We start from the raw sequence: 26,016 nt of genomic DNA on the forward strand, positions 1-26,016 counted from the left end.
TAGGATGATCTCAGCGCTGGTGGCGGATGCGTGGGTTGGCAAAGCCGTAGAGGATGTCCACCACGAAGTTGACCAGAATCACCAGGCAGGCGATTAACAGGATGCCGTTTTGCACCACGGGATAGTCCCGGGCGCCAATGGCTTCAATCAGCCACTTGCCGATACCGGGCCAGGAGAAAATCGTTTCGGTCAGTACCGCACCCGCCAGCAGCGTGCCGACTTGCAGGCCGAACACCGTCAATACCGGGATCAGCGCATTACGCAGGCCGTGAACGAACACCACGCGTGCTGGCGACAGGCCTTTGGCCCGAGCGGTACGCACATAGTCTTCACGCAGCACTTCGAGCATCGAGGAGCGGGTCATCCGGGCGATCACCGCCAAGGGGATGGTGCCCAGCACGATGGCCGGCAGAATCAGGTGATGCAGGGCATCGAGAAACGAACCTTTTTCATCGCTGAGCAGCGTGTCGATGAGCATGAAGCCGGTTCGTGGTTCGATGTCATACAGCAGGTCGATACGCCCGGACACGGGGGTCCAGCCCAGCGACACCGAGAAGAACATGATCAGGATCAGGCCCCACCAGAAGATCGGCATCGAATACCCCGCGAGGGAGATGCCCATGACTCCATGGTCGAACAGGGATCCCCGCTTGAGCGCCGCGATCACCCCGGCCAACAGGCCCAGGATCCCCGCGAATATCAGCGCGGTAGTCGCCAGCTCCAGGGTGGCGGGGAACAGTGCGGTGAACTCCGTCCAGACGCTTTCGCGCGTGCGCAACGATTCGCCGAGATCGCCGTGGGCGAGCTTGCCGACGTAATCGAGGTACTGCGCATACAGGGGCTTGTTCAGGCCAAGACGTTCCATGGCTTGGGCGTGCATTTCCGGATCGACCCGGCGCTCCCCCATCATGACTTCGACCGGATCACCCGGAATCAAGCGAATCAAGGCAAAGGTCAGCAGGGTGATGCCGAAGAAGGTGGGGATCAACAATCCCACGCGGCGGGCAATAAAACTAAACATCTTCTGGTGTACCTCATCAGCCGGTTAGGCGTGCCCCGGTGAAGCTCGGGTTACGAGCAGCACCGGTGTTTTTATCTACTTCACCTGAGTGGTGGCGAAGTTGTTATTGGTCAGCGGACTGATGTGATAGCCCTCGACATTCTTGCGCATCGCCGTAAACAGTTTGGGGTGGGCCAAGCTTATCCACGGTTGTTCCTGGTGAAAAATGTGCTGGGCTTGCTCGTAGAGTGCGGCCCGTTCTGCGGGGTCGGTCGTCGCGCGTGCCTTGGAGATAGCTTCTTCAAATGCCTTGTTGCACCAACGGGCGTAATTTTCACCATTTTTTGCGGCGTCACAACTGAGAATAGGTGTCAGGAAATTGTCCGGATCACCGTTGTCACCCGCCCAGCCGGCGAACACCATGTCATGTTCTCCGTTCTTGGCGCGCTTTAGCATCTCGCCCCATTCCAGAACGCGAATATCCACCTTGATGCCTACCTGAGCGAGATCCGATTGCAGCATCTGTGCGCCGACCAACGGATTAGGGTTGGTGACGGCACCACCGTTACGGCTGAACAGGGTGAACACTTGCCCTTTTGGGACACCGGCGTCTTTCAATAGTGCGCGGGCCTTGTCCAGATCACGAGGTGGATTCTGGATATCTGTAGCGTAGCCGAGAAGCGTTGGCGGATACGGGTTGACCCCTTCGGTGGCTTTGCCTTCACCAAACAGGGCTCTGATATAGGCTTTTTTGTCGAAGGCTATATTGATCGCTTCACGCACCCGCACATCGCTCAAGTAGGTGTGCGACGTATTAATGGCAATGTAGCTGGTCATCATGGCTTCCATCTCGTCAATCTTGAGATTGGGGTCAGCGTTGATGCTGGCAATGTCGTCAGGTTTTGGATAAAGCGCGATCTGGCACTCGTTCGCCTTGAGCTTTTGCAGGCGAGTATTGTTGTCGAGCGTGATGGCGAAAATCAGCGCCTCGCTGGGCACAGTCCCCTTCCAGTAGTCAGGGTTGGCTTTAAAACGGACCTGTGCGTCTTTGGCGTAGCGGACCAGGATGAACGGGCCGGTGCCGACAGGTTTGCTGTTCAGCTCGCCGGGTTTACCGGCCTTGAGCAACTGATCGCCGTACTCGGCGGAGTAGATCGATGTGAAGGGCATTGCCAAGTCGCGCAGGAACGGAGATTCAGGACGGGACAGGGTGAATTTGACGGTGTAGTCGTCGAGTTTTTCGACGCTTTTGAGCAGGTCATTGAAACCCATGCTCTCGAAATAGGGGAAGCCGGTGAGCGATTTATCATGCCATGGGTGCTTTGGGTTCAGTTGACGCTGGAAGCTCCACAGCACGTCATCGGCGTTCATCTCACGCGTTGGCTTGAAATAGTCGGTGGTCTGGAACTTCACGCCGTGGCGCAAGTGGAAGGTGTAGCTGAGGCCGTCCGGGCTGATGTCCCAGCTTTCGGCCAGGCCCGGTGCGGTATCGCTGGTGCCGGGTTTGAATGCTACCAGCCGGTCGAGAATAGTTTCCGCCGAGGCGTCGGCCGTGACGGCCGTCGTGTACTGCACAATATCGAAACCTTCAGGGCTGGCCTCGGTGCAGACCACCAGGGGTTTGGCTGAAACGCTGACGGCGACGCTGAGCAGAGCCAACGCAATCGAGGTTCGTAGAGAAAGCACTGTCATATAGATCCTCCGTAAACACATGAACGGTGATGGCCTGTGCGGCTGATTGCGGTGGGTTCCGGGTTTCAGCCGCACAAGGCGCTATGGACGATTTAAAGAATGTTGAATGGAATCGTGGTCACCAGACGCAACTCGTTCAGGCTGCCGTCGACCTGATTCTCACTGGCGCGGTGGGTGGTATAAGTCGCGCGCACAGAGGTGTCCTTGAGAGGGCCGTTCTGCAAGGTGTAGCTGGTGCCGATCCCGTACTCCTGGTGTTTTTCACCGTCCATCTTTTTCACGTCGTAAGCGGTGCCGGCGTAGTGAGTACCGTCGATGCCCCAGCCGCGAGCCTCGTACACATTGAATTTCAGGCCAGGGACGCCGTACGCGGCCATGTTCAGCACGTAACCGATCTGGAAGGATTTCTCGTTCGGGCCGTTGAAGTCAGAGAGCAAGGAGTTGGCCAGGAAGATGCCGTTGGTCTCGTGGGCGTAGTCGAAGTACTCGTTACCGGCCACTTCCTGGTACGCGAAGGTCAGGCTGTGCGCCAGGTGAGTCGCGGTGAACGACAGGCTGAAGGTGTCGTTGTCGATCGCGCCGAGTTTGCTTTGGCCTGAGTCCTTGGTTTTGTAGTAGTTGAACCCGGTGGTCAGGCCCACGATCGAGGTGTCACCCACGTCATGAGTGATGCCGACGTAGTACTGCTTCCAGAAGTCTTCCAGGTCCGATGCGTAGAAGCTGGTCGTCAGGGCTTTGGACGGTTTGTAGTCGACACCGGCCATGCTCAGGCGGTCGGCAGTGGCGGTGCTGCTGGCGTACTCGGAGCGGAACCGGGTCATGCTCTGTTCGGTACGCGGCGATACGCGGTCGAAGCTGCCCGCCTGAAACGACAGGTTGTTGAACTCTTCGCTGAGCAGGCTGAAACCGTTGAAGCTCGAAGGCAGCGCACGGTTGCCGATGTAGGCAATGACCGGCGTGTTCATGGACTGGCGACCGGCCGTCAATGTGCTGTTGGAAATACGTGCCTTGATATTGCCCAGGCCCATTTTGCTCCATTGGTCGACGGCATCACCGTTGCTGTCAGTGAGGGTACGGTTTCCGCCGCCGGCGATACGCGCGTGGCCCGCTTCTAGCGCGACTTCGTTGTAAACGGCGACTTCAGTACCGATCCCGACCGTGCCTTCGGTGAAGCCCGAGGTGTAGTTGAGGAGGGTGCCTTGGGTCCAGGTATCACGACGGTTGGTGGGGACTTTTTGGCCGTCTTTTTGATAGCTGAAGAGGTCTGCGCGCGTACTGCGTTCCCGTGCGTAGAAGTTACGGGTGGACCCTGTCAGGTGCTGGTCTTCGATAAAGCCTTTTGCGCCGTCTTGAGCGTGAGTGGTACTCAACGTTGTCGGGACGAACGCCTGACTGGCGTTTTCTGCGTGAGCCATTGCGCCCAAGGTGGTAATGGACACGGCTAATAGAGCGGTACTGGTCTTTCTCACGGTATGAAGCTCCCTTTACTGCTTTTATAAGGGCCAGTCTTATGGGTGATCTGGCTTGATGGAACACGGCTACTGCACGCTTCAATGCCTCTTTGCACGCAAGGCATCAAATCGCCGGAATGGCGTTGCCGGGAGCGAAAATCTCGCCCCAGGATGAGCGTCGGGCAAACGACGACGGAACATCCCTGTTCCCGACGTGTTCTCGATCACTCAACTATTTTTGCGAATAGCAAAGCCATAAGCCTTCGAACTTATGTTCGTCAGGCCGTCCAGTAAATATTCGGAGTGCTTCAGGGCTTGTAGGAAACATGACTAGAGAGCGTGGGAAGTTGCTGATTAGGCGGTTTCCCAGCTGACGTGAGTTTCTATAAGTTCCGGAAGTGGATGTCACTGCGCCGTGTGTAACAGCACAGTGACAACACCCTTACTTGCTAACGCTGACACCGTAAAAGGAGTTCAGACCAAACGGGCTGATCTTGAAGTCCTGAACGTTGTTGCGCATAGGTTGGTAGACGGTGGAGTGCGCGATAGGGGTCATCGGCACGGCGTCTTTGAGGAGGTGTTGCGCCTGTTTGTACAGTTCGATGCGCTTGGCCTGATCCGGTGTTGACTTGGCTTGCTTGATGATGGCGTCGTACGGTTTATCACACCATTTCGAGAAGTTGTTGCCGTTCAGTGCGTCGCAACCGAACAGGGTGCCCAGCCAGTTGTCCGGGTCACCGTTATCGCCGCTCCAGCCAATCAGCATCGCGCCGTTTTCACCTGCTTTGGCGCGCTTGATGTACTCGCCCCATTCGTACGTGACGATCTTGGCCTTGATACCGATCTTCGACCAGTCGGACTGGAGCATCTCGGCCATCAACTTGGCGTTGGGGTTGTACGGACGCTGAACCGGCATCGCCCACAGGGTGATCTCGGTCCCTTCTTTAACGCCGGCTTCCTTGAGCAGCGCTTTGGCTTTCTCAGGGTTGTAGCCCGCGTCTTTGATGGTGGTGTCATACGACCATTGGGTCGGCGGCATGGCGTTGACGGCCAGTTGGCCCGCACCCTGATACACGGAATCGATGATTTGCTGTTTGTTCACCGCCATGTCCAGCGCTTGACGGACTTTCAGCTGAGCCATCGGGTTTGGCGCATCGCTGCCCTTGATTTTGTCCATCACGTTGTAGGCGATGTAACCAAGGTTGAAACCTGCCTGGTTAGGCATTTTCAGCTCTTTGTCCGCTTCGAGCACTTTAAGGTCGGCTGGGCGCGGGAACAGGGTGATCTGGCATTCGCCTTTCTTGAGCTTCTGCATACGCACCTACGGGTCGGTGGTGATGGCGAAGATCAGGTTGTCGACTTTGACGTCTTCAGGCTTCCAGTAATCCTTGTTGCCGGTGTAACGGATGTTCGAATCTTTCTGGTAGCTCTTGAACACAAACGGACCGGTGCCGATCGGCTTTTGGTTGATGTCCTGAGCCTTGCCTTCCTTAAGCAACTGAGCAGCGTATTCAGCGGACTGGATGGACGCGAAGCTCATGGCCATGTTCTGGATGAACGCAGCATCGACGGTCTTGAGCGTGAACTTGACGGTGTGGTCATCAAGTTTCTCGACCTTCGTAATGTTCTCGTCCATGCCCATGTCGGTGAAGTACGGGAACTCGGTCGGGTAGGCTTTGCGGAACGGATCGTCTTTGTTGAGCATGCGGTTGAACGTGAACAGCACGTCATCGGCATTGAAGTCACGCGTCGGCTTGAAGTAAGGCGTGGTGTGGAACTTCACCCCGTCGCGCAGATGGAAGGTATAGGTCAGGACGTCAGGGGAAATGTCCCAGCGGGTCGCCAACCCTGGAATGACCGCAGTGCCGCCGCGTTCGAACTGGCTCAGACGGTTGAACATGGTCTCGGCTGACGCGTCGAAGTCGGTGCCGGTGGTGTACTGGCCTGGGTCGAAACCGGCCGGGCTGCCTTCGGAGCAAAACACCAGATTGGTAGCTGCTTGGGCGAAGGGAGCGCTGGCGATCAAACCTGCGCTGAGTAGAAACGGAATGACCGCGTTTTTGAGCATGGTGGCCTCATGTTGTTGTCATTTTTTAGATAGAGGGTGCGACCTCGTGAGTCGCTCCTGCCGATACTTATGCAGGGGCCGTACCCAAAGCAAGATGGTGGCGCCAAGGAAACGTCAAACAGTGGTACGAACGTACAAGAATGTCGCATTCATGTACTTTTGTGCCAATTTGATCGTTTGCGTGGTCGTTTTCAGGAGCGTTCGCTGCACCGCAGGAGGGCAACCGGGCGTGTGAAATGCACCCGGTTAGCGCGAGAGTGTTACTGATGGCTATTTTTTCAGGCTGACGCCATAGAACGGCGTCAGGCCAAACGGGCTGAGTTTGAAGTTCTGCACTTCTTTGCGCAGTGGCTGAAATACCTTGGAATTGGCAATCGGAGTAATCGGCACCTGCTCCTTGAGAATGTGCTGAGCCTGTTGATAAAGCCTGATCCGCTCGGCGCGGTCACGGCTCAATTTGGCCTGTTGCACCAAGGCGTCATACGCCGGATCGCACCACTTGGCGAAGTTGCTGCCGCTGACCGCCGCGCAGCTGTAGAGCACGCCGAGCCAGTTGTCAGGGTCGCCGTTGTCGCCGGTCCAGCCATAAATCATCACGTCGTGCTCGCCGTTTTTGGCGCGCTTGATGTACTCACCCCATTCGTAGCTGACGATGTTGGCTTTGATCCCTATCTTTGCCCAATCGGCCTGGATCATTTGCGCTGACATACGCGCATTGGGGTTCGACGCCCGCTGTACGGTCATGGCCCACAGGTTGATTTCGGTGCCGGGCGCGACCCCCGCTTCCTTGAGCAGTTGCCTGGCCTTGGTCGGGTCGTAGGGCGCGTCCTTGATCGTAGGGTCGTAACTCCACTGGTTGGGTGGCAGGGCGTTTTGTGCGAGTTGTCCGGCGCTCTGGTAAACCGCCTTGATGATTGCCGGCTTATCGATGGCCATGTCCAGCGCCTGGCGCACCTTGAGTTGATCCAGAGGCTTGTGAGTGACGTTATAGGCGAGAAAACCAAGGTTGAAACCGGGCTGGCTGAGCACCTGGATGTTCGGGTCCTTCTCCATCAACTCGATGTCTTGCGGACGCGGGTAGCCGCTGACCTGGCATTCGCCGGTCTTGAGTTTTTGCAGGCGCACTGCGGCATCGCTGTTGATAGAAAACACCAGATTGTCGAGTTTCACATCCTCCGGCTTCCAATACGTCGGGTTGGCGCTGTAGCGGATCTGCGAGTCTTTTTGGTAACGCTTGAACACAAAAGGCCCGGTGCCGATGGGCTTCTGGTTGATGTCGGCGGCCTTTCCTTCCTTGAGCAACTGCGCGGCATATTCAGCGGACTGGACCGAGGCAAAGCTCATGGCCAGGTTCTGAATAAAGGCCGCGTCGACGTTGTTCAGACTGAAACGCACGGTGTGTTCATCAACCTTGTCGACGCGCTTGATCGTGGTGTTCAGGCCCATGTCGTTGAAGTACGGCGACTCGGATGGGTAAGCCTTGCGAAACGGATTATTCGGGTCGAGCAGACGATCGAACGTGAACAACACATCGTCGGCATTGAAATTGCGGGTGGGCGTGAAGTAATCGGTGGTGTGGAATTTAACGTTTTCGCGCAGGTGGAAGGTGTAACTCAGGCCATCGCTGGACACCTCCCAGCGGGTGGCCAGGCCAGGTTCGACTTCAGTGCTGCCACGTTCGAATTGCGTCAACCGATTGAACACGGTTTCGGCCGAGGCATCGAAGTCAGTCCCACTGGTGTATTGGCTCGGGTCGAAGCCGGCAGGGCTGGCCTCCGAGCAGTACACCAGGGTGCTGGCGGCCTGGACGACAGGCGTGCAAGCCAGCAGTGCGGCGGCGAGGAGCAGGGGTTTGAAGGCGGTCTTGTCCATAGTGGCCTCGAGAAAGTGATGCAAGCGCGTCGTCCAGAATGATCCGGCGATGTGGATAGACACGATAAACGCTGAGTAGGTAAAAGCCATCCTCGGAGCGTCATACGCGTTTCGCTTCAGCGATCTGCACTTCAACGAAGTGCTGAATCAACGAGACCTGCGGCTCTTGCTGGCGCAGGTCTTTGACCATTTTGCTCATGCGCTGCAACTTCTCGCTGGGTTTGGCCCATTCAGCCTCTGGCAACGGAGCGGACCATGCCTGCATCGCCTCGGGCACGGCGGCGCGGCCCATGCTTTTGATGCGGCGAATTTCCCACTCGGTGAGGTGGTTGGGCAAGGTCCAGAGGGTCATGACGTGGTACAGGTACCACCAGAACGGATAACTCCAGCCGACTTCGCCCGCCTTGCGCCGACGGCGCATGCGTTCGCGGGCGTTGTAGAACGTGTGCAGCCCTTCATGCGGCGGATCGTCGGGGCCTTGCAGGTCGAGCGGGTCCTGGATTTCCTTGAGGGTGTGAACTTCGTATTCCATGTACGCGCGAATGGCTTCCCAGTTGCAGATGGCCAACTCAAAACCGGCGCAGTGAAACTCCAGGGTGTACTGCTGATCGTGAGGCGGGTGGTAAAAACCGAGGCCCATGGCGTATTGGATGTTCAGGCCATATTGAGTAACACCTCGGGCCTGGACGACCCACGCGGAGAGTGATTCCCAGGGGACGAAGATCGGTTCGGTTTGGCCTGCGGGGACGAAACAGACTTCACGGCGCTGGCGGTTGAAGCGGGTGGGGACCAGGGTTTCGTATTTGGCGAGGTGGTTGAGGGAGATGATGATGCCGAGGGCTAGAGCGAGGCCGCCGCCCCACGCGCCGATTTGCAAGCCAGATGGGATCATACCCAATGCAAAATCGACAGAACTTTTTAGATCCTCATCTAGGAATAATCCCATTAAACCAAAGATCATCGGAGCCAAGAAAGCGACCATAACAAAGCATGAAAATGGACCTCCCACTATTAATTGCCAACTAAATGCAGTCGGTAATCCCAGCCCAAAGTCCATATAGGTGTCATTTACCGAACCCACTGCATTGCCATAGTCCTGAGCCGGCCTGTCGGTGGGCAAAGGAACGGGGGCCAGATAAATAACCTGGCCGCTGGGGAAGTTTTCGATCATCCCAGCATACGGTTCACGACTGATTGATGGAGGCGCGTTAAGGAGCGGTTTAGCCATATCAGTCGTCCTCCTCCTGCGGCAGGTGGAGGTGATCAATCAGGGCGTCATCGCGGTCCTCTTCTTGATTCTCTCGTTTCGCTTCAGCAATCTGCACTTCAACGAAGTGTTGGATCAACGAGACCTGCGGCTCTTGCTGGCGCAGGTCTTTGACCATTTTGCTCATGCGCTGCAACTTCTCGCTGGGTTTGGCCCACTCAGCTTCCGGCAGCGGAGCGGACCACACCTGCATCGCCTCGGGCACGGCGGCGCGGCCCATGCTTTTGATGCGGCGGATTTCCCATTCAGTGAGGTGGTTGGGCAGGGTCCAGAGGGTCATGACGTGGTACAGGTACCACCAGAACGGATAACCCCAGCCCACTTCCCCGGCTTTACGCCGACGGCGCATGCGTTCGCGAGCGTTGTAGAACGTGTGCAGCCCCTCATGCGGCGGATCGTCGGGGCCTTGCAGGTCGAGCGGGTCCTGGATTTCCTTGAGGGTGTGAACTTCGTATTCCATGTACGCGCGAATGGCTTCCCAGTTGCAGATGGCCAACTCAAAACCGGCGCAGTGAAATTCCAGGGTGTATTGCTGATCGTGAGGTGGGTGGTAAAAACCGAGGCCCATGGCGTACTGGATGTTCAGGCCATATTGGGTAACACCTCGGGCCTGGACGACCCACGCGGAGAGTGATTCCCAGGGGACGAAGATCGGTTCGGTTTGACCGGCGGGAACGAAACAGACTTCACGGCGCTGGCGGTTGAAGCGGGTGGGGACGAGAGTTTCGTATTTGGCGAGGTGGTTGAGGGCGATGACTATGAACAACCCAAACATTAGCCCAGCGCCAATAGAACCGTATTCCAGGCCAGAAGGAAACATGCCTGTTATGAAGCCGATTGCCTCCTCTAGATCGCCGCCAAGTCCCAGAACGATCAAGCCAACAAATAATGGCATTAAAAAAGCGGTCATAAAAAAAAAGCTCGTGGGACCGCCTAGCCCTGCTTGCCAACTAAATACTGCTGGCAACCCTAAGCCGAAGTCCATATAGGTGTTATTGACTTCACCTACAGCATTGCCATAGTCCTGAGCCGGGCTGTCAGTGGGCAATGGAACCGGGGCTAAATAAATGACTTGGCCACTGGGGAAAGACTCAATCATCCCTGCATACGGTTCACGGCTGATCGGCGGAGGCCCTTTAATGGAGGGTTTAGCCATATCAGTCATCTTCCTGCGGCAGTTGGAGGGGATCAATCAGGTAAAAAGTGCATTTCTCCCCTTGAGGTTCAAGGTTCTTATCAGCGATCTCACCGCCTTGGCCGTCGAGAGGTACGCGGAATTGATAAACGTTGAGTAAGTAAGCGCCATCCTCGGGGCTAAAGTCTCCGAGCTCAACGGTGACCACCAACTCGTCGCGTTCGGTGGCGGTTGGGCGATACTCGCGAGTGGGTGCCTCAAGCTCCAGAACCAAGGGTGTCGCTTGTTTGATCCGAAGTTTTTGGATCAATGCGTCAGTCGCGACAGTCCAGCGCTCTACCGGGTTGACTCGCGTAGTGTGAGTGCGGACTTCATAGCCGCCTATCCGGAGCACGGTTTTGGCTTTGCTGTTGCCAAAAGGCTTCATCAAATCGGCGCTGGAGGTGGTGGGCAGGTGCAGCACTATCCGGGTCGTCGATGGGGTGCTCTGATTATCGGATTGCTCGGGCCATACTTCGATTTTTGGGGCCTTGACCTGAACGTGCAGATTTTTTTGGTACTCGCTTAGCGGCAGCGACAAACGTCGATCCGTATCTCTGCTCCAGGGAGTAGTCTGCAGCCATTGATCATGGCGGCTGAGGTTATAGCGGTTGTAAAACCAAGTGCCTGACAGCTCCAGAGCTGTGAACAGAATCCCGGCCATATTGACGCGGAAAAATATCGTGGACAGACGTGTGCCTGCTGCGGCCCAAGCTGCCAGGCGGGCTTCGGTTTGAAATGCGACGGACAGGACATTCCTGGCAGCTATCGTTGTTTCAACAAGACCGTAGGCGTTGCTCAATATAAAGCCGCTATTGCCCACCATGCTCAGCGTGGCGCCCGCTTGTGCTGCGCTATTACCCTCGCGTGCGGCGTTAAGCCAGTTGTTATGGGCGCTATTCAGACTTATCGCGGCTGCGGCAATTCCGGCCGTATATCCAACAAGTCCGAGCCCAACGTGTAATTTGCCCATCTGCACATGAATACTCTTCAACTCAGCCGCTTTTAGGTTTTTACCCAATTGAGCGGCTTGAGCACCGAGCGCTGTATCGGCAATCCCTTGCGCGGCCCCAAAGCCTGCTGCGACTGTAGTGAAAAGAGGACTCCACAATGGACCAAGGTCTTTTTCCTGACCCGGTTGGGCTCTGACCTCCCTGATCACCTGCACAAAATTCACCAACTGCGCCGCAAACACCAACAGCCCAGCCCCATCCCCTAATAGTCCCGCTGTAGGCGCAGCCCTCACTCCTTGTCGATAGTTATCCAGCAACGAGCGCACCTGCGCCTGCTGCTCGGGAGGAAACACCAAGGCCAACCCCGGCGTGCCGGCCGTCGCTGTTTGCAGGTGCACCGCGCCCTCTGGCAGTTCACGAATCGGGCTCAGCATCCGGGCCAGTCGTTCTTCCAGGACGTTAAGTTTCTGTTGAGTCTCGGGCCGCTGGCTTTCCAACTCTTGAGCCAGCCAGTGATCTTTTTCCGCACGATAGCGACGGGCATTGTTGTTCAGGGAACGCAGGTATCTACGTTTCGCCTGCACCTCCTTGACCGTCTCACCCAGGGCTTTCAGGTCATCGGCATCTGCTATTTGAAAGCTGACCTTCTCCCGTCGGGCCGCGTCGAGCAACGAAACCCCGAAGGTCTTGGGCAGGTAGCGAAACAGCGCTTCGATGTCCGGCATCTGGCCTTTGTCCAAGGCCTGCATGAAGTCGTGCAGCCCTTGTTGCACGCCCCATTGCACGGCGGGGGCGAGGGTGCCCCAGGCGGCGGTGGCGTTGACTTGGGTGGCGTGGGGCAGGGTCTCGATGTCCGGCAGGTGGCCGACAAACAGCGTTTTCAGCTTCTCGATCCACTCCGGCGCGCTTTTAAGCAGTCCCCAGCCCGCGTTGGTGAACAAGGCGAATTGTGCGGCCAGTTCGGTCTGCACGCTCAGCGGCAAGGTAAAAAACAGTGACCGACTCTGATGCGGGTTGCGGTTGAGCCAGGCAACAATGGTGTCGTTGGCGGTGTCACTGCGGCACAGGTCTTTCAAACAGTCGTATTGGGTGAGCAAGGCGTGATCGATCTGCTCCAGATCGTTGGCGTCGTAATGCCAGGTGGCGCGGTGGAAACGGTTGTGGGTCAGCATCTCCAGTCGGTCGTGGGTGATGCGATCGAGCAGGGCGTTCCAGTGCGCGAGCTTGGGGCGTTGCGCCTTGAGAAAAGCGTCCATGCGCGGACGGTCGATCAGGTCGTTGATCCCGCGCTGGCCCCAGCGGGCGCCGTACAGCAGGTCTCTTAGTCGCTTGTCCTGTTTCCGGTGCAACTTGACCAGGGTTTGCCAGTGGGTGGCAATAAACTCAGGGTCGGCGGGGGCAAGTTTTTGTTTGAGGTCGTAAAGCTCGACGGCTTTTTCCAGCTCGCTGGCCATGTTGTAGCCAATGGCTCGCACGGGGCCGAGCTGGATGCTTTTTAGCTGGGCCTTGAGGTCGGCAGGATGATCAGGGTCGGAAACACCGGGCGGCGGGTTGGCGACCGGATCAAGGTTCAGCACCTCCAGCAACGCCTGCCGCGTTTCCCCACGCTGGGGTTCGGGCAGCGTTTGCAGATCAAGCAATAACGCCTTGAGCGCAGGGTCATCGGTGCTCAAGGCCATTTTGCCGAGGTTGGCGGCACTGATCTGGCTCAGCGATTCGATGTAGCAGCCCAGCAAGTAATCACGCTCGGTGTGGCCTTCTTCCTGGCCGCTGCGGGCCCAGTCATCGATCCAGCCCACCACCTTGTCCTGATAGTTCGCCAGGTCGCGCATGACGCCGATATCGTCGCGCACGGCGAGGAACAGGAAGTCGCTTTTGTGATCATCGCTGACCTGGCTGGTCAGCTCCTCGATCAAGGTCTGACGAAACAGCGGTGGGTGTTCCCACAGGTACGGAATGTTTTCTTCAGGGGTAAGGCCTTGTTGAGGAGCATCGTGATCCCGCGCCACCTCGGCCAGCCATTTCTTCGCGTGTCGTTCATGCAGCAGCGGCGCGACGATGTGTTCGCTGTTGACCGGCGCCAGGTCGATACGCTGCATGAAGTGCTCGCGCTCGGAGGCATGATCGAGCACGAGCTGGCACTTGGCGACGCTCCACTGCAGCTCCGAGTAGGCGACATGCAGCACACTGCTCTTGAAGAAGATCATTTCTGGAGGGTCACCCAGGGGCGGGCGATGCGCTTTGAACGCCTTGCCGGTGAACAGCCAGTACTCCAGCGAGCCGTCCTTGATGCTGTACTCACTCAGCAGGCCGGTAGCGCTGTCGATCACGTACAGATAGCCATCACGCAGCATGCGCAGACCCAGCGGGCGGCTCTGCAGTTTATAAGGCATGGCCAGATCGGCGCCGGGATCGAGGCTGTTTTCAACCAGACCGTAACGCACCGGCAGCAGGTGAATGGTTTTTTGCATGAGCGGACAAACGTCGACTTCACCGAAGGGCGTGGCGCTTTTGGATTTGGCGACCAGGATGGCCATGTGGCCGCGCGGGGTCATGAAGTCGGTCATGGCTGGCTCCCGGCCTGCTCAGCGCTGGAGTGGTTGTGATCGGGGTTCGAAAAACCGACGCGTTGCTGCCAGAGGAAAGCATCAGGCAAAGCAAATGGAGGTCTTTTTGCCGTAGTAGACGTCATGCGCAGTCCTTCGTATTTACCGAAAGCGGCGACTATGGCGGGATTTCAGATTCAGGGCTGTCGGCGGCGGGCGCGGCGGGCGGTAGGACTTTTCGCTTGGGTACGAAAGGTCCGGTGCCGATGGGCTTTTGGTTGATGTCAGGTGGAAGGTATAACTCAGTCCATCGCTGGACACCTCCCCGCGGGTGGCCAGGCGCGGCTCGATTTCAGTGCTGCTGCGCTCGAATTACGTCAGCCGATTGAATGCGGTTTCGGCCGACGCATCGAAATCAGTGCCACGGGGGTATTGGCTCGGGTCGAAGCCGGCAAGGCCGCGGGCAGCAGTTTTCGTAGGAGTCTCGTAGCGATGCGGCAATGGCGCTTGCGGATGTCGACAACGATCAGACAGCGCAGAATGCCGCACTGCTTCGTTTCCCTACAAGGTTGGCTTAGTTCTTTGGCCCGAGGAACTCCTTGATATTAGTAGCTGCGTGCCCAACAGGGGTGAGCTTCCATATCTCAAGTAGGGGATTAGTGTCGGTGCTGATCAAGGCGCTTAAAAAGCGGGAGCCGTCTTCCTTAAATTTTTCCAGTCCTTGAACAACGTTGTTGTGCAAGTGCTCATGCACTTTGTCCAAGTCGCTTTTTCGCGTGCTGCAAAGGACGAGGTCGGGGTGTTTTTCGGCCCACTCTCGTACCTTACCATCCTGCCAGTCGCAATCCAGGGGGTGGACGAAGTAAGAGGATGCGACTGTTACAGGATCGACACCCGGCTTATCTTCCCAATGCCCCAGCATGGCTTGTGCAACTCGAAGAACTGCATCCCTGGCCAGTAATGCGGCAAGGGAGTGAAGCGGGTGTTCGGCATGGTCCTTGGCCAGCTGTGAGTGGGTCGGGTCAGTTGAGCCACTGGTATTGGGGTTGTCACCGAGCAAGGTCTGGGTATCGTCGATGCTGTTTCCCAACAATGTCAGCATGCCTTGCATGACTGTACCGACAGCATTGCTCAGTACTTGTAGGGGGGTACCCAGCTGCCATTGCAGCTTCTCCACCCATTCGGAAAAAGGCAAGTCGGCCCATGTATCACGAGCCTGGAGATATCCTTCGAAGGCAGGGAGCAGTATCTCGTTTACATGCTCACCGAGCAAAATCAGGATTACTTGGTCTTGTTCAGAGCGAAGGCCAGCCTTGGTGGGTTCAAACGTTGTGTCTTTTGTCGAAAATAATATCTCCCCGAGAGGTGCCGACAGACTGGCGATAACATCGCTGGCACCGAACATACCGGTGACCAGCGGCAGGCTATGCTTGCAATCGGCTTTCGAGGTCCATGGCAACACATTCTCGTAACCCGTTTTGATCAAACTCAGTTCGACGAAATTGGAGTGAGCAAAAAAATCTTCCAGGGTATGCAGCGCCGCGCCGAACGACCTGAGCCCGTCGGTAGATGATGGCCCCTCCTGCATTGCCTTCTTCAATTCGTCGACCATGACGTCAACCGAACGTTGGATATAGCGTTTTTTCGAGGTCTCGAAGTCGACGTGCAATAACGGATCGTCAGGCAGAACCCACGGTTCGAAGTCTGCGTCGCGATGCTTGGGATCGGCCGGTTCAGGGTTCACCACTCTAGGATTATCGATGTGTTCGCTTGGGCGATAGACGCCCAGCCTCTGCGGCGTCACCTTGAATTTATCCCGGTCTATCTTCATCAGCGTGGGGAATTCACGGATGGCCAGTACATCCACTATCTGCGTCAGCGCTTCACGGGAGAGCACGTCCGGGAAATTTTTAGGCATAGTAGTTGCGCGCACAATCTTGGGATCAAGCAACTGCGAGTAGTCGCGCAACCAGTTACCGAAATAAATGGCTTCAATCTCATCCGTCGCTAAATGCGACGGAGGCCAGCACCTCCTCAATGGTCCTGTGGGTCGATTTATTTTTGTCCCCGGCTCCCGCTTCGAAGTCTACCGTGTCGCCATTCTGTGACGATGACGACGGCTTTTCGTCGATGGGTATCTGAGAGATCAAATGCATCGCTTCGGGGTCGTAATGAGGGTTATCTGAAGGGGTGTCAAGAGGCTTCATCCGTGATTCCATAAAAAGTGGCGCGTCAATGCACCCTGTGTCAGGGCTGCTCAAGACGCAAAAAAGTGAGTAAGTGTTGCGGGGGTGGAGTTTACGGTTTGCGCAATGGATGCCAATCAGGCGGAGCCGCGAGTGCTGTAGGGCAACGGTCGGGCGGGAGGGCGGAATGTAGGCGGGGAAGAACAGAAAACGGCGGCAACCAGCGGCTGCCGCCGTGCGTGTATCACGGCATCTGTACTTCGATCACGCCATCAGCGTTGACACTGACCTGGCTGGTACCGGCTTCGACTTCCGGAGTGGGGGCTGACTCGGCGCGGGCGGCTTTCATCATCATGACGGGGGCACGTTGGTATGGCTGTGGATAACCCGACGTATTGAGGTTCAGGTTGACCAGTTTGTAACCCTTGCCACCCAAGGCGTCGGTCACCAGCTGCGCACGGTTTTTGAAGGCGGCGACGGCGTCCTTGAGCAGGGTGTCTTCGCTGGCTTTGCGCGTGGGAGGGGCGATGGCGAAGTCCATGCCACCCATTTTCAAATCTTCCAGCAGTTCGCCAGTCAGTTTGGAGAGTGCGGCAAAGTCCGCGCTCTCGAGGCGCAATTCGGAGCGTTCGCGCCAGCCGGTGATTTTCTGGCCTTTGTCATCATAGATCGGGTAGCTGTTGCGGCTGCCCTGACGAATCGTGATGTCCTTGACCTGACGCGCCTGGCCGAGGGCCTTGTTCATGGTTTCGGTGATTTGTGCAGCCAGTTTGGCCGGATCCGTGTCCTGCGCTTCGCTGTACAGCGTGACCATCATCAAGTCGCGTTGGACTTCCTGGCTGACTTCGGCACGTACGGAAACCTGGTTGTAATGAACCTCTTCAGCCAACGCAGGCAGACTGGCAAGCGTTGCGGCGCCAAGGGCGAAGAGGGCGGCAGTGGGGCGAAGGCTGAACATAAAAACTCCTTGTTAACGAACCGGCTACGACGGGCAACCGTCAGACGGAAAACTATCAGACTGTAGACGAACCCTTCAGGTTCCGGCAGCCATTCCTCTGCGAGAACGAATTCATTCGTGAATGAATTCGCTCCCCACAGCCTGTCCCGGGCTCGTGTGCATCTTTTCAGCGTATGTGGCGCTTTGACGCAGTTTTCGCTGTTTTCACCTCTGCTTGGTTATACTCGCTGCGATCCGCCTGCTGCGCTCATCAGGAGAGCTCATGCTCGCCCCCGTTCAACTGCTTTCAGCTACCCGCCAGAACCTGTGGCGCCTGACCGTTATCCGTACGTTGGTACTGGCCGCGCAAGCGGGTTCGGTGGGTATTGCCTATTTGTTCGACTTGCTGCCGCTGCCGTGGCTGCCATTGGCGATCACCCTCGGGTTCTCCATGGTCCTGTGCGTGATGACGGCCATTCGTCTGCGCACGTCGTGGCCGGTTACCGAGCTGGAATACGCCGTGCAGCTGGCATTCGACATGCTGATCCACAGCGTGCTGCTGTTTTTCTCCGGCGGCTCGACCAATCCGTTTGTGTCCTATTATCTGGTGCCGCTGACTATTGCCGCAGTGACCTTACCGTGGCTGTATTCGCTGATGCTCTCGGGCCTGGCGCTGGTCAGCTACACGCTGTTGCTGGTGCAGTTCTACCCGATGGGCACCTTTCCTATCGCCCGCGAGAACATGCAGATTTATGGCATGTGGCTGAGCTTTGCTCTGGCGGCGGCAGTCATTACTTTCTTCGCGGCGAAGATGGCCGAGGAGCTGCGGCGTCAGGAGCAGCTGCGTGCAGAGCGTCGGGAGGAGGGCCTGCATGATCAACAATTGTTGGCCGTCGCGACCCAGGCAGCTGGCGCGGCCCACGAATTGGGTACACCCTTGGCGACCATGAGCGTGCTGATCAAGGAAATGCGCCAGGACCATAGCGATCCGCTGTTACAGGAAGACCTCGGCGTGCTGCAAGAGCAGGTCCAACAGTGCAAGCAAACCCTGCAACAACTGGTGCGCGCGGCTGAAGCCAACCGCCGATTGGCGATCGATGAACAAGACGTGACCGATTGGCTGGACGAAGCCCTGAACCGTTGGCACCTGATGCGCCCCGAAGCCAGCTATCGCTTCCAGCGCCTGGGCCAAGGCACGGTGCCACGTCTGGCGCCGCCGCCGGACTTGACTCAGGCATTGCTCAATCTGCTGAACAACGCCGCCGATGCCTGTCCGGAAGGGCTGGAAGTGCATCTGGGCTGGGACGCCGAAGAAATCTGCATCAGTATTCGTGACCATGGGGCGGGTGTGCCGCCGGCAATCGCCGAACAAATTGGCAAACCGTTTTTTACCACCAAAGGCAAAGGCTTCGGCCTCGGCCTATTTTTGAGCAAGGCCAGCGTGACCCGCGCAGGTGGCTCGGTAAAACTCTACAGTCATGAGGAAGGCGGGACGCTCACTGAGCTTCGCCTGCCCTGTGGCGCCCGAGGAGACAAGCATGAGTGACGAGATCCAAGTGGAAGGCGAAGAACTGCCGCATTTATTGCTGGTAGACGATGACGCCACCTTCACCCGCGTGATGGCGCGCGCTATGAGCCGCCGTGGTTTCCGCGTCAGCACCGCAGGTTCGGCAGAAGAAGGGCTGGCCCTGGCCTTGAATGACGTGCCTGAATACGCTGCGCTCGACCTGAAAATGAATGGCGACTCCGGTTTGGTTCTGCTGCCCAAACTGCTGGAAATCGACCCGGAAATGCGCGTGGTGATCCTCACCGGTTATTCGAGCATCGCCACTGCCGTCGAAGCGATCAAGCGCGGCGCCTGCAACTACCTGTGCAAGCCGGCCGACGCCGATGATGTGCTGGCGGCCTTGCTGTCCGAGCACGCTGATCTGGATACGCTGGTGCCAGACAACCCGATGTCGGTGGATCGCCTGCAGTGGGAGCACATTCAACGTGTGCTGACTGAGCACGAAGGCAATATTTCCGCGACGGCACGGGCGCTGGGCATGCACCGGCGGACCCTGCAGCGTAAATTGCAGAAGCGGCCGGTTCGGCGCTGAACGGGGACTGAACGAATGTCTCAGGACTTCGCGAAGCAGCAAGCCGATCATCTATGATCGGCCCGACGCGAGTTCTCTATCCCAATCGAGCCTGAATAATGAATCGCAACGCCGAGTATTCTGCGGTCAATGACGCCGTACGCGGAGAGTTCTTCCGCCGCGTCTGGAAGCTGATAACGCCGTACTGGCGCAGTGAAGAAAAGGGCATGGCCTGGCTACTGCTGGTCTCCGTGATCGCGCTTTCGCTGTTCAGCGTGGCGATCTCGGTGATGATCAACAGTTGGTACAAAGACTTTTATAACGCGCTGCAAGAGAAAGACCTGGCGGCGTTTACCCACCTGATTCTGTACTTCTGTGGCATCGCCACGGTGGCGATTCTGGGGGCGGTGTACCGTCTCTATCTGACGCAGATGCTGACCATCCGCTGGCGTCGCTGGCTGACCGAACAGCACTTCACCCAATGGCTCAGCCACAAGAACTACTACCAGTTGGAACAACACGGCTACACCGATAACCCTGACCAACGGCTGTCCGAAGACCTCAACAGTTTCACCACCAGCACCTTGAGTCTCGCGCTGGGTTTGATCCGGACCGTGGTCAGTCTGGTGTCGTTCTCGATCATTCTGTGGGGCGTGTCGGGCAGTATCGAGCTGTTCGGCATCACGATTCCCGGCTACATGTTTTGGGCCGCGCTCGTGTATGCGGTGGTTGGCAGCTGGCTGACCCACAAAATTGGGCAGCGTTTGATCAAGCTGAGCAACCAGCAAGAGCGCTACGAAGCCGATTTGCGTTTCGCCCTGGTACGGGTTCGCGAAAATGCCGAAAGCATTGCGTTCTCCAACGGTGAACCTAATGAAAACAAGCGCTTGAGCGCACGCTTCGGCATGATCTGGAGCAACTACTGGAACGTCATGAAGGTCTCCAAGCGGCTGACCTTCTTCACCGCGGGCTATTCCCAGATTGCCACCGTGTTTGCTTTCGTCGTGGCGTCACCGCGTTATTTCTCCGGCTCGATCGAGCTGGGCGGTCTGATGCAGATCAATTCTGCATTCGGCAACGTGCAAGAGAACTTCAGTTGGTTCATCGAGGCGTACACCACACTGGCCTCGTGGCGCGCCACGTGTGACCGATTGCTGAGCTTCCGGCAGGGCATGGCTGACAATGAAGCGCGCACCTCAACCATCAAGCTGGACCGAGACGGTGATGGCCTGCATTTTGACAATCTGGCGCTGAACCTGGCTGATGGCCGTGAACTGCTGGCCGGCGCCAACCTGAACATCGTTCGCGGTGACCGGGTCATGCTCAGCGGTCGTTCCGGCAGCGGCAAAAGTACCCTGCTGCGAGCGTTGGGTGGGTTGTGGAGCGATGGGCTGGGCAGCGTGAAGCTGCCCGCCGAGCGTTATCTGTTTTTGCCGCAGCGGCCATATTTGCCCATCGGCACACTGCGCGAAGCGTTAAGTTATCCACAGGCGCCCGAAGCGTATCCCGTCGAGCGCTTTGCTCAGGTGCTTGAAACCTGTCGCTTGATGCACCTGGTACCGCGTCTGGATGAAAGCGATCACTGGCAGCGCATGTTGTCCCCGGGCGAACAACAGCGTGTGGCTTTCTCCCGCGCGTTGCTCTATGCACCCAGCTGGCTGTACCTGGATGAAGCAACTTCAGCCATGGACGAGGAAGACGAGGCGGTTCTGTACCAGGCGCTGATCGACGAGTTGCCGGGCGTGACCTTGCTCAGTATCGGCCATCGCAGCAGTCTCAAACGCTTCCATCGACGGCATCTGCGCATTGACGGTGGGCAACTGCGCGAGCAATCTCATCCTGAAGTGGTTGTTTGAAACCAATAACCTGAAACCGGCCGAGTAGTTACGAGTGTTGTCGTACAACTCGGTTGAGCTATCATGTGTCTTTAATCGCCTTGGGACAAATGTTCGACATGGATAATCAGAGTCCTGCGCCCCGCGTTCGCAGAAAGCACCGCAGCCTCGCTCAGGAATTGGTCACTGAACTGTCTGAACGGATTCGCGACGGCCAATTGAAGCGCGGAGACAAGTTGCCGACAGAGTCGGCGATCATGCAAGAGCAGGGCGTTAGCCGGACGGTGGTGCGCGAGGCAATCTCGCGTTTGCAGGCGTCCGGGCTGGTGGAAACCCGGCATGGCATCGGCACGTTCGTGCTGGATACGCCGAGCCCGAGCGGCTTTCGAATCGATCCGGCGACCATTGTCACCTTGCGTGATGTGCTGGCGATTCTTGAGTTGCGCATCAGCCTTGAGGTGGAATCCGCAGGGTTGGCCGCGCAACGTCGCACCCCGGAGCAACTGGTCGCCATGCGTGCTGCGCTGGATGCCCTGATTGAAAGTGCGTCCCAGTCCGGTGATGCGGTGGCGTCAGATTTTCAGTTCCACCTGCAGATTGCCTTGTCCACCGGTAACCGCTACTTCGTCGACATCATGACCCATCTGGGTACCAGCATCATTCCGCGTACCCGGATCAATTCGGCGCGTCTGGCTCATGATGACCAACAGCGCTACCTGAATCGCATGAGCCGCGAGCACGAAGAAATCTTCGAGGCCATCGCCCGACAGGACTCCGACGCTGCCCGCGCGGCCATGCGCCTGCACCTGACCAACAGCCGCGAACGCCTGCGTCATGCCCATGAACAGGCAGAACAGCAGCAGGCTTAGCAGGCAAGTCACAATTCCTAAATGTGGGTCGATGCAGTTTCCCTGACCGCTGATCGGCCCTCACGCCCCCAAATCAAATTCCCGCAAATCCCTATTGAGTGATCTTATTTTCAGTTGTACGATGACGTACGACATCAGTTTGGAGCTGATGTGCTTCCTCCACATTTGCTATCCAGGGTGTTCAAATAATGAATCCACAAGAACTGAAGTCCATCCTCTCTTCCGGCCTGTTGTCTTTCCCGGTCACCGATTTCAATGCTCAGGGCGATTTCCATCGCGCGGGCTATATCAAGCGTCTTGAGTGGCTGGCCCCGTACGGCGCTACTGCCTTGTTCGCCGCTGGCGGCACCGGTGAGTTCTTCTCCCTGGCGGCCAGTGAATACTCCGAAGTGATCAAGACGGCTGTAGACACCTGCGCCACCAGTGTGCCGATCCTGGCCGGTGTCGGTGGTTCTACCCGCCAAGCCATCGAATACGCTCAAGAAGCCGAGCGCCTGGGCGCTAAAGGTTTGTTGCTGTTGCCGCACTACTTGACTGAAGCCAGCCAGGACGGCGTTGCCGCCCACGTTGAAGCCGTGTGCAAGTCGGTCAACATCGGCGTGATCGTTTACAACCGTAACGTCTGCCGCCTGACCGCGCCGCTGCTGGAGCGTCTGGCTGAGACCTGCCCGAACCTGATCGGTTACAAAGACGGTTTGGGTGACATCGAACTGATGGTGTCGATCCGCCGTCGCCTGGGTGATCGTTTCAGCTACCTGGGTGGTTTGCCGACCGCCGAAGTCTACGCTGCCGCCTACAAGGCGCTGGGCGTTCCGGTCTACTCCTCGGCGGTGTTCAACTTCCTGCCGAAAATGGCGATGGACTTCTATCACGCCGTTGCCCGTGACGACCACGCCACTGTGGGCAAGCTGATTGATGACTTCTTCCTGCCTTACCTGGACATCCGCAACCGCAAATCGGGTTACGCGGTCAGCATCGTCAAGGCGGGCGCGAAAATCGCCGGTTACGACGCCGGTCCCGTACGCACCCCACTGACCGACCTGACACCTGATGAGTTCGAAATGCTGGCTGCGCTGATGGACAAGCAGGGCGCGCAGTAAAAATCGCATGAATCAAGGCCGCTGATCCGTCAGCGGTTTTTTGCCTTTTCCAGGAGAATGTCTGTGTCTGATTCAAAGCGTTTCGATAACTACATTGGCGGTGAGTGGGTTGCCGGTGCGACCTACTCTTCCAACATCAACCCGTCCGATCTGTCGGACGTGATCGGTGAATACGCCCAGGCCGACGTGGCGCAGGTCAATGCCGCCATCGACGCAGCCCGCAGCGCATTCCCGGCCTGGTCGATGTCCGGTATTCAGGCGCGTAGTGACTCGCTGGACAAGGTTGGCAGCGAAATCCTCGCCCGTCGCGAAGAGCTCGGTACCTTGCTTGCCCGTGAAGAAGGCAAGACCTTGCCTGAAGCGATTGGCGAAGTGACCCGCGCCGGTAACATCTTCAAATTCTTCGCCGGTGAATGCCTGCGTATCTCCGGTGACTACATCCCGTCGGTACGGCCGGGCGTCAACGTCGAAGTGACTCGCGAAGCCCTGGGTGTGGTCGGACTGATCACCCCGTGGAACTTCCCGATTGCCATTCCGGCCTGGAAAATCGCTCCGGCGCTGGCCTACGGCAACTGTGTCGTGATCAAGCCTGCGGACCTGGTTCCGGGTTGTGCCTGGGCACTGGCTGAAATCATCTCCCGTGCAGGCTTCCCGGCGGGTGTGTTCAACCTGGTGATGGGCAGTGGGCGTGTGGTCGGTGACGTGATGGTCAAAAACCGCAAGGTCGATGGCATCAGCTTCACCGGTTCGGTCGGCGTTGGTCGCCAGATCGCAGTCGATTGCATCGCGCGTCAGGCCAAAGTGCAACTGGAAATGGGTGGCAAGAACCCACAGGTCATTCTCGATGACGCGGATCTCAAGCAAGCGGTCGAGCTGTCGGTGCAGAGTGCGTTCTACTCCACCGGCCAGCGTTGCACCGCTTCCAGCCGCTTTATCGTGACGGCTGGCATTCACGACACGTTCGTCGAAGCCATGGCCGAGCGCATGCGCTCGATCAAGGTCGGCCACGCGCTGAAATCAGGCGTCGATATCGGTCCCGTCGTGTCCAAGGCCCAGCTCGATCAAGACATGAGCTACGTCGCCATCGCGCAGGATGAAGGCGCGCGTCTGGTAACCGGCGGTGAGCGGGTCACTTGCGACACCGAAGGTTACTTCCTGGCACCGACCCTGTTCGCGGACAGCACTGCGCAAATGCGCATCAGCAGGGAGGAAGTCTTTGGTCCGGTTGCGAACATTGTTCGCGTCGCGGATTACGAAGCAGCGCTGGCCATGGCCAACGACACCGAGTTCGGTCTGTCGGCGGGCATCGCGACGACGTCGCTGAAGTACGCCAACCACTTCAAGCGTCATTCACAGGCCGGGATGGTGATGATCAACCTGCCAACGGCCGGTGTCGATTACCACGTGCCGTTCGGTGGTCGTAAGGGTTCGTCCTACGGTTCGCGTGAGCAAGGTCGCTATGCGCAAGAGTTCTATACCGTCGTAAAAACCAGCTACATCGGTTCGTAAATAGACGATCTGTAGGCGCTGCCGCAGCCTTCGGCAGCGCCTACATGAGCAACATGTAAAAATGTTTTACCCGCACAAAAAAATAACTAGTGGGAGCACATGCACATGCAACAGACCAAGCCGACTCACGTCCGCTATTTGATTTTGCTCATGCTTTTTCTGGTGACCACGATCAACTATGCCGATCGTGCAACCATCGCGATCGCGGGCTCCAGCCTGCAAAAAGACCTCGGCATCGACGCCGTCACCCTCGGTTATATCTTCTCTGCGTTCGGCTGGGCCTACGTGGCCGGTCAGATCCCTGGCGGCTGGCTGCTCGACCGTTTCGGTTCGAAGAGAGTCTATGCCTTGAGCATCTTCACGTGGTCGCTGTTCACCGTGCTGCAAGGCTATGTCGGTGAATTCGGTGTCTCGACCGCCATCGTTGCGCTGTTCATGCTGCGCTTCCTGGTCGGTCTGGCTGAAGCGCCATCCTTCCCCGGCAACGCCCGCATTGTGGCTGCCTGGTTCCCGACTGCTGAACGCGGCACGGCCTCGGCCATCTTCAACTCCGCGCAATACTTCGCCACCGTGCTGTTCGCGCCGCTGATGGGCTGGATCGTATACACCTACGGCTGGCAGCATGTGTTCGTGGTCATGGGCGGCGTCGGCGTGTTGTTTTCGCTGATCTGGCTGAAAGTTATCCACAGCCCGCGCAATCACCCGAAGATCAACGAAGCCGAGTTCAACCATATCGCCAACAACGGCGGCATGGTCGACATGGATCAGGACAAAGGCAAAGGCGCCAGCGGTGGTCCGAAGTGGGACTACGTACGTCAGCTGTTGACCAACCGCATGATGCTGGGCGTTTACCTGGGCCAATACTGCATCAACGGCATCACCTACTTCTTCCTGACCTGGTTCCCGGTGTACCTGGTTCAGGAGCGCGGAATGACCATCCTCAAGGCGGGCTTCATTGCTTCGCTGCCCGCCATCTGCGGCTTTATCGGTGGGGTGTTGGGCGGGATCATTTCCGACTACCTGTTGCGTAAAGGTCACTCCCTGACCTTCGCCCGCAAGGCGCCGATCATTGGTGGTCTGCTGCTCTCGACCTCCATCGTTGCCTGTAACTACGTTGATATCGAATGGATGGTGGTCGGCTTCATGGCCCTGGCTTTCTTCGGCAAAGGCGTCGGCGCGTTGGGTTGGGCGGTGGTGTCCGACACCTCACCGAAACAGATCGCCGGTTTGAGCGGTGGCCTGTTCAACATGTTCGGCAACATCGCTTCGATCACCACCCCGATCGTGATTGGCTACATCATCAGCGCAACCGGCTCGTTCAAATGGGCCTTGGTGTACGTCGGCGCCAACGCGCTGGTAGCCGTGTTCAGCTACCTGGTGATCGTCGGCCCAATCAAACGTGTCGTCTTGACCGAGCCGCCAGCCAAGGGGCCTTTGACCGGTGACAACGCCGGCACACTTTCTCAAGCCAAATCCTGA

The 26,016-nt window shown here is 57.6% G+C and carries 15 protein-coding genes and 3 pseudogenes; 7 read left to right on the forward strand and 11 right to left on the reverse strand.

What is annotated here, in order from left to right; genetic code table 11:
• Positions 1-10: 10 nt before the first annotated feature.
• The 11 genes and pseudogenes from RHM55_RS18455 to RHM55_RS18505 form a co-directional block, all read right to left on the reverse strand.
• Positions 11-1,021 (reverse strand): ABC transporter permease subunit, encoded by a 1,011-nt coding sequence (locus tag RHM55_RS18455; RefSeq protein ID WP_219064300.1) that lies wholly within the window; start codon positions 1,019-1,021, stop codon positions 11-13.
• Between the two features lie 75 nt (positions 1,022-1,096).
• Positions 1,097-2,692, reverse strand: coding sequence for an ABC transporter substrate-binding protein (locus RHM55_RS18460; RefSeq protein ID WP_322177720.1), 1,596 nt, complete (start codon positions 2,690-2,692; stop codon positions 1,097-1,099).
• Between the two features lie 92 nt (positions 2,693-2,784).
• Positions 2,785-4,161, reverse strand: coding sequence for an OprD family porin (locus tag RHM55_RS18465; RefSeq protein ID WP_322177721.1), 1,377 nt, complete (start codon positions 4,159-4,161; stop codon positions 2,785-2,787).
• A 424-nt stretch (positions 4,162-4,585) separates the two neighbouring features.
• A pseudogene (locus RHM55_RS18470) lies at positions 4,586-6,211 on the reverse strand (ABC transporter substrate-binding protein).
• A gap of 270 nt (positions 6,212-6,481) precedes the next feature.
• A complete protein-coding gene (locus RHM55_RS18475) occupies positions 6,482-8,083 on the reverse strand; it encodes an ABC transporter substrate-binding protein (protein WP_322183015.1) in 1,602 nt (533 codons plus the stop codon).
• A 100-nt stretch (positions 8,084-8,183) separates the two neighbouring features.
• A complete protein-coding gene (locus tag RHM55_RS18480) occupies positions 8,184-8,975 on the reverse strand; it encodes a hypothetical protein (RefSeq protein ID WP_322177722.1) in 792 nt (263 codons plus the stop codon).
• Between the two features lie 337 nt (positions 8,976-9,312).
• On the reverse strand, positions 9,313-10,506 hold the full coding sequence (locus tag RHM55_RS18485; protein WP_322177723.1) for a hypothetical protein: 1,194 nt from the start codon (positions 10,504-10,506) through the stop codon (positions 9,313-9,315).
• A gap of 1 nt (position 10,507) precedes the next feature.
• A complete protein-coding gene (locus RHM55_RS18490; RefSeq protein WP_322177724.1) occupies positions 10,508-14,044 on the reverse strand; it encodes a toxin VasX in 3,537 nt (1,178 codons plus the stop codon).
• 264 nt (positions 14,045-14,308) lie between these two features.
• A pseudogene (locus RHM55_RS18495) lies at positions 14,309-14,524 on the reverse strand (ABC transporter substrate-binding protein); the annotation flags it as partial.
• Between the two features lie 73 nt (positions 14,525-14,597).
• Positions 14,598-16,107 (reverse strand): annotated as a pseudogene (locus tag RHM55_RS18500) (HET-C-related protein); the annotation flags it as partial.
• 346 nt (positions 16,108-16,453) lie between these two features.
• Positions 16,454-17,167, reverse strand: a complete 714-nt coding sequence (locus RHM55_RS18505; RefSeq protein ID WP_322177725.1) for an SIMPL domain-containing protein — start codon at positions 17,165-17,167, stop codon at positions 16,454-16,456.
• 262 nt (positions 17,168-17,429) lie between these two features.
• On the opposite strand from RHM55_RS18505, the gene RHM55_RS18510 reads away from it, so the two are divergent.
• The 7 genes from RHM55_RS18510 (at position 17,430) to RHM55_RS18540 (ending at position 26,016) form a co-directional block, all read left to right on the forward strand.
• Positions 17,430-18,692: an ATP-binding protein gene (locus RHM55_RS18510; RefSeq protein WP_219064294.1), complete on the forward strand. Its 1,263-nt coding sequence runs from the start codon at positions 17,430-17,432 to the stop codon at positions 18,690-18,692.
• Positions 18,685-19,245, forward strand: a complete 561-nt coding sequence (locus RHM55_RS18515) for a response regulator transcription factor (RefSeq protein WP_322177726.1) — start codon at positions 18,685-18,687, stop codon at positions 19,243-19,245. The genes RHM55_RS18510 and RHM55_RS18515 overlap by 8 nt, the downstream gene beginning before the upstream one ends.
• A gap of 98 nt (positions 19,246-19,343) precedes the next feature.
• Positions 19,344-21,080 carry an ABC transporter ATP-binding protein/permease gene (locus RHM55_RS18520; RefSeq protein WP_322177727.1) on the forward strand — a complete coding sequence of 579 codons (1,737 nt, stop codon included), beginning with the start codon at positions 19,344-19,346 and terminating at the stop codon, positions 21,078-21,080.
• A 98-nt stretch (positions 21,081-21,178) separates the two neighbouring features.
• Entirely contained in the window at positions 21,179-21,928 is a 750-nt protein-coding gene (locus tag RHM55_RS18525; RefSeq protein WP_322183017.1) for a FadR/GntR family transcriptional regulator, read from the forward strand.
• A gap of 188 nt (positions 21,929-22,116) precedes the next feature.
• On the forward strand, positions 22,117-23,028 hold the full coding sequence (gene kdgD, locus RHM55_RS18530) for a 5-dehydro-4-deoxyglucarate dehydratase (protein ID WP_219064290.1): 912 nt from the start codon (positions 22,117-22,119) through the stop codon (positions 23,026-23,028).
• Between the two features lie 63 nt (positions 23,029-23,091).
• Positions 23,092-24,537 carry an aldehyde dehydrogenase family protein gene (locus RHM55_RS18535; RefSeq protein ID WP_322177728.1) on the forward strand — a complete coding sequence of 482 codons (1,446 nt, stop codon included), beginning with the start codon at positions 23,092-23,094 and terminating at the stop codon, positions 24,535-24,537.
• 105 nt (positions 24,538-24,642) lie between these two features.
• Positions 24,643-26,016: an MFS transporter gene (locus tag RHM55_RS18540; protein WP_322177729.1), complete on the forward strand. Its 1,374-nt coding sequence runs from the start codon at positions 24,643-24,645 to the stop codon at positions 26,014-26,016.

Origin of the sequence: Pseudomonas sp. MH9.2 (genome assembly GCF_034353875.1) — a bacterium.
Lineage (GTDB): Bacteria > Pseudomonadota > Gammaproteobacteria > Pseudomonadales > Pseudomonadaceae > Aquipseudomonas.

What these genes read in the sequence shown, in the direction of transcription:
- RHM55_RS18540 (WP_322177729.1), top strand. Translation starts at nt 24,643, where the DNA reads ATGCAACAGACCAAGCCGACTCACGTCCGCTATTTGATTTTGCTCATG.
- RHM55_RS18455 (WP_219064300.1), bottom strand. Translation starts at nt 1,021, where the DNA reads ATGTTTAGTTTTATTGCCCGCCGCGTGGGATTGTTGATCCCCACCTTC.
- RHM55_RS18520 (WP_322177727.1), top strand. Translation starts at nt 19,344, where the DNA reads ATGAATCGCAACGCCGAGTATTCTGCGGTCAATGACGCCGTACGCGGA.
- RHM55_RS18510 (WP_219064294.1), top strand. Translation starts at nt 17,430, where the DNA reads ATGCTCGCCCCCGTTCAACTGCTTTCAGCTACCCGCCAGAACCTGTGG.
- RHM55_RS18515 (WP_322177726.1), top strand. Translation starts at nt 18,685, where the DNA reads ATGAGTGACGAGATCCAAGTGGAAGGCGAAGAACTGCCGCATTTATTG.
- RHM55_RS18485 (WP_322177723.1), bottom strand. Translation starts at nt 10,506, where the DNA reads ATGGCTAAACCCTCCATTAAAGGGCCTCCGCCGATCAGCCGTGAACCG.
- RHM55_RS18525 (WP_322183017.1), top strand. Translation starts at nt 21,179, where the DNA reads ATGGATAATCAGAGTCCTGCGCCCCGCGTTCGCAGAAAGCACCGCAGC.
- kdgD (WP_219064290.1), top strand. Translation starts at nt 22,117, where the DNA reads ATGAATCCACAAGAACTGAAGTCCATCCTCTCTTCCGGCCTGTTGTCT.
- RHM55_RS18505 (WP_322177725.1), bottom strand. Translation starts at nt 17,167, where the DNA reads ATGTTCAGCCTTCGCCCCACTGCCGCCCTCTTCGCCCTTGGCGCCGCA.
- RHM55_RS18475 (WP_322183015.1), bottom strand. Translation starts at nt 8,083, where the DNA reads ATGGACAAGACCGCCTTCAAACCCCTGCTCCTCGCCGCCGCACTGCTG.
- RHM55_RS18460 (WP_322177720.1), bottom strand. Translation starts at nt 2,692, where the DNA reads ATGACAGTGCTTTCTCTACGAACCTCGATTGCGTTGGCTCTGCTCAGC.
- RHM55_RS18490 (WP_322177724.1), bottom strand. Translation starts at nt 14,044, where the DNA reads ATGACCGACTTCATGACCCCGCGCGGCCACATGGCCATCCTGGTCGCC.
- RHM55_RS18480 (WP_322177722.1), bottom strand. Translation starts at nt 8,975, where the DNA reads ATGATCCCATCTGGCTTGCAAATCGGCGCGTGGGGCGGCGGCCTCGCT.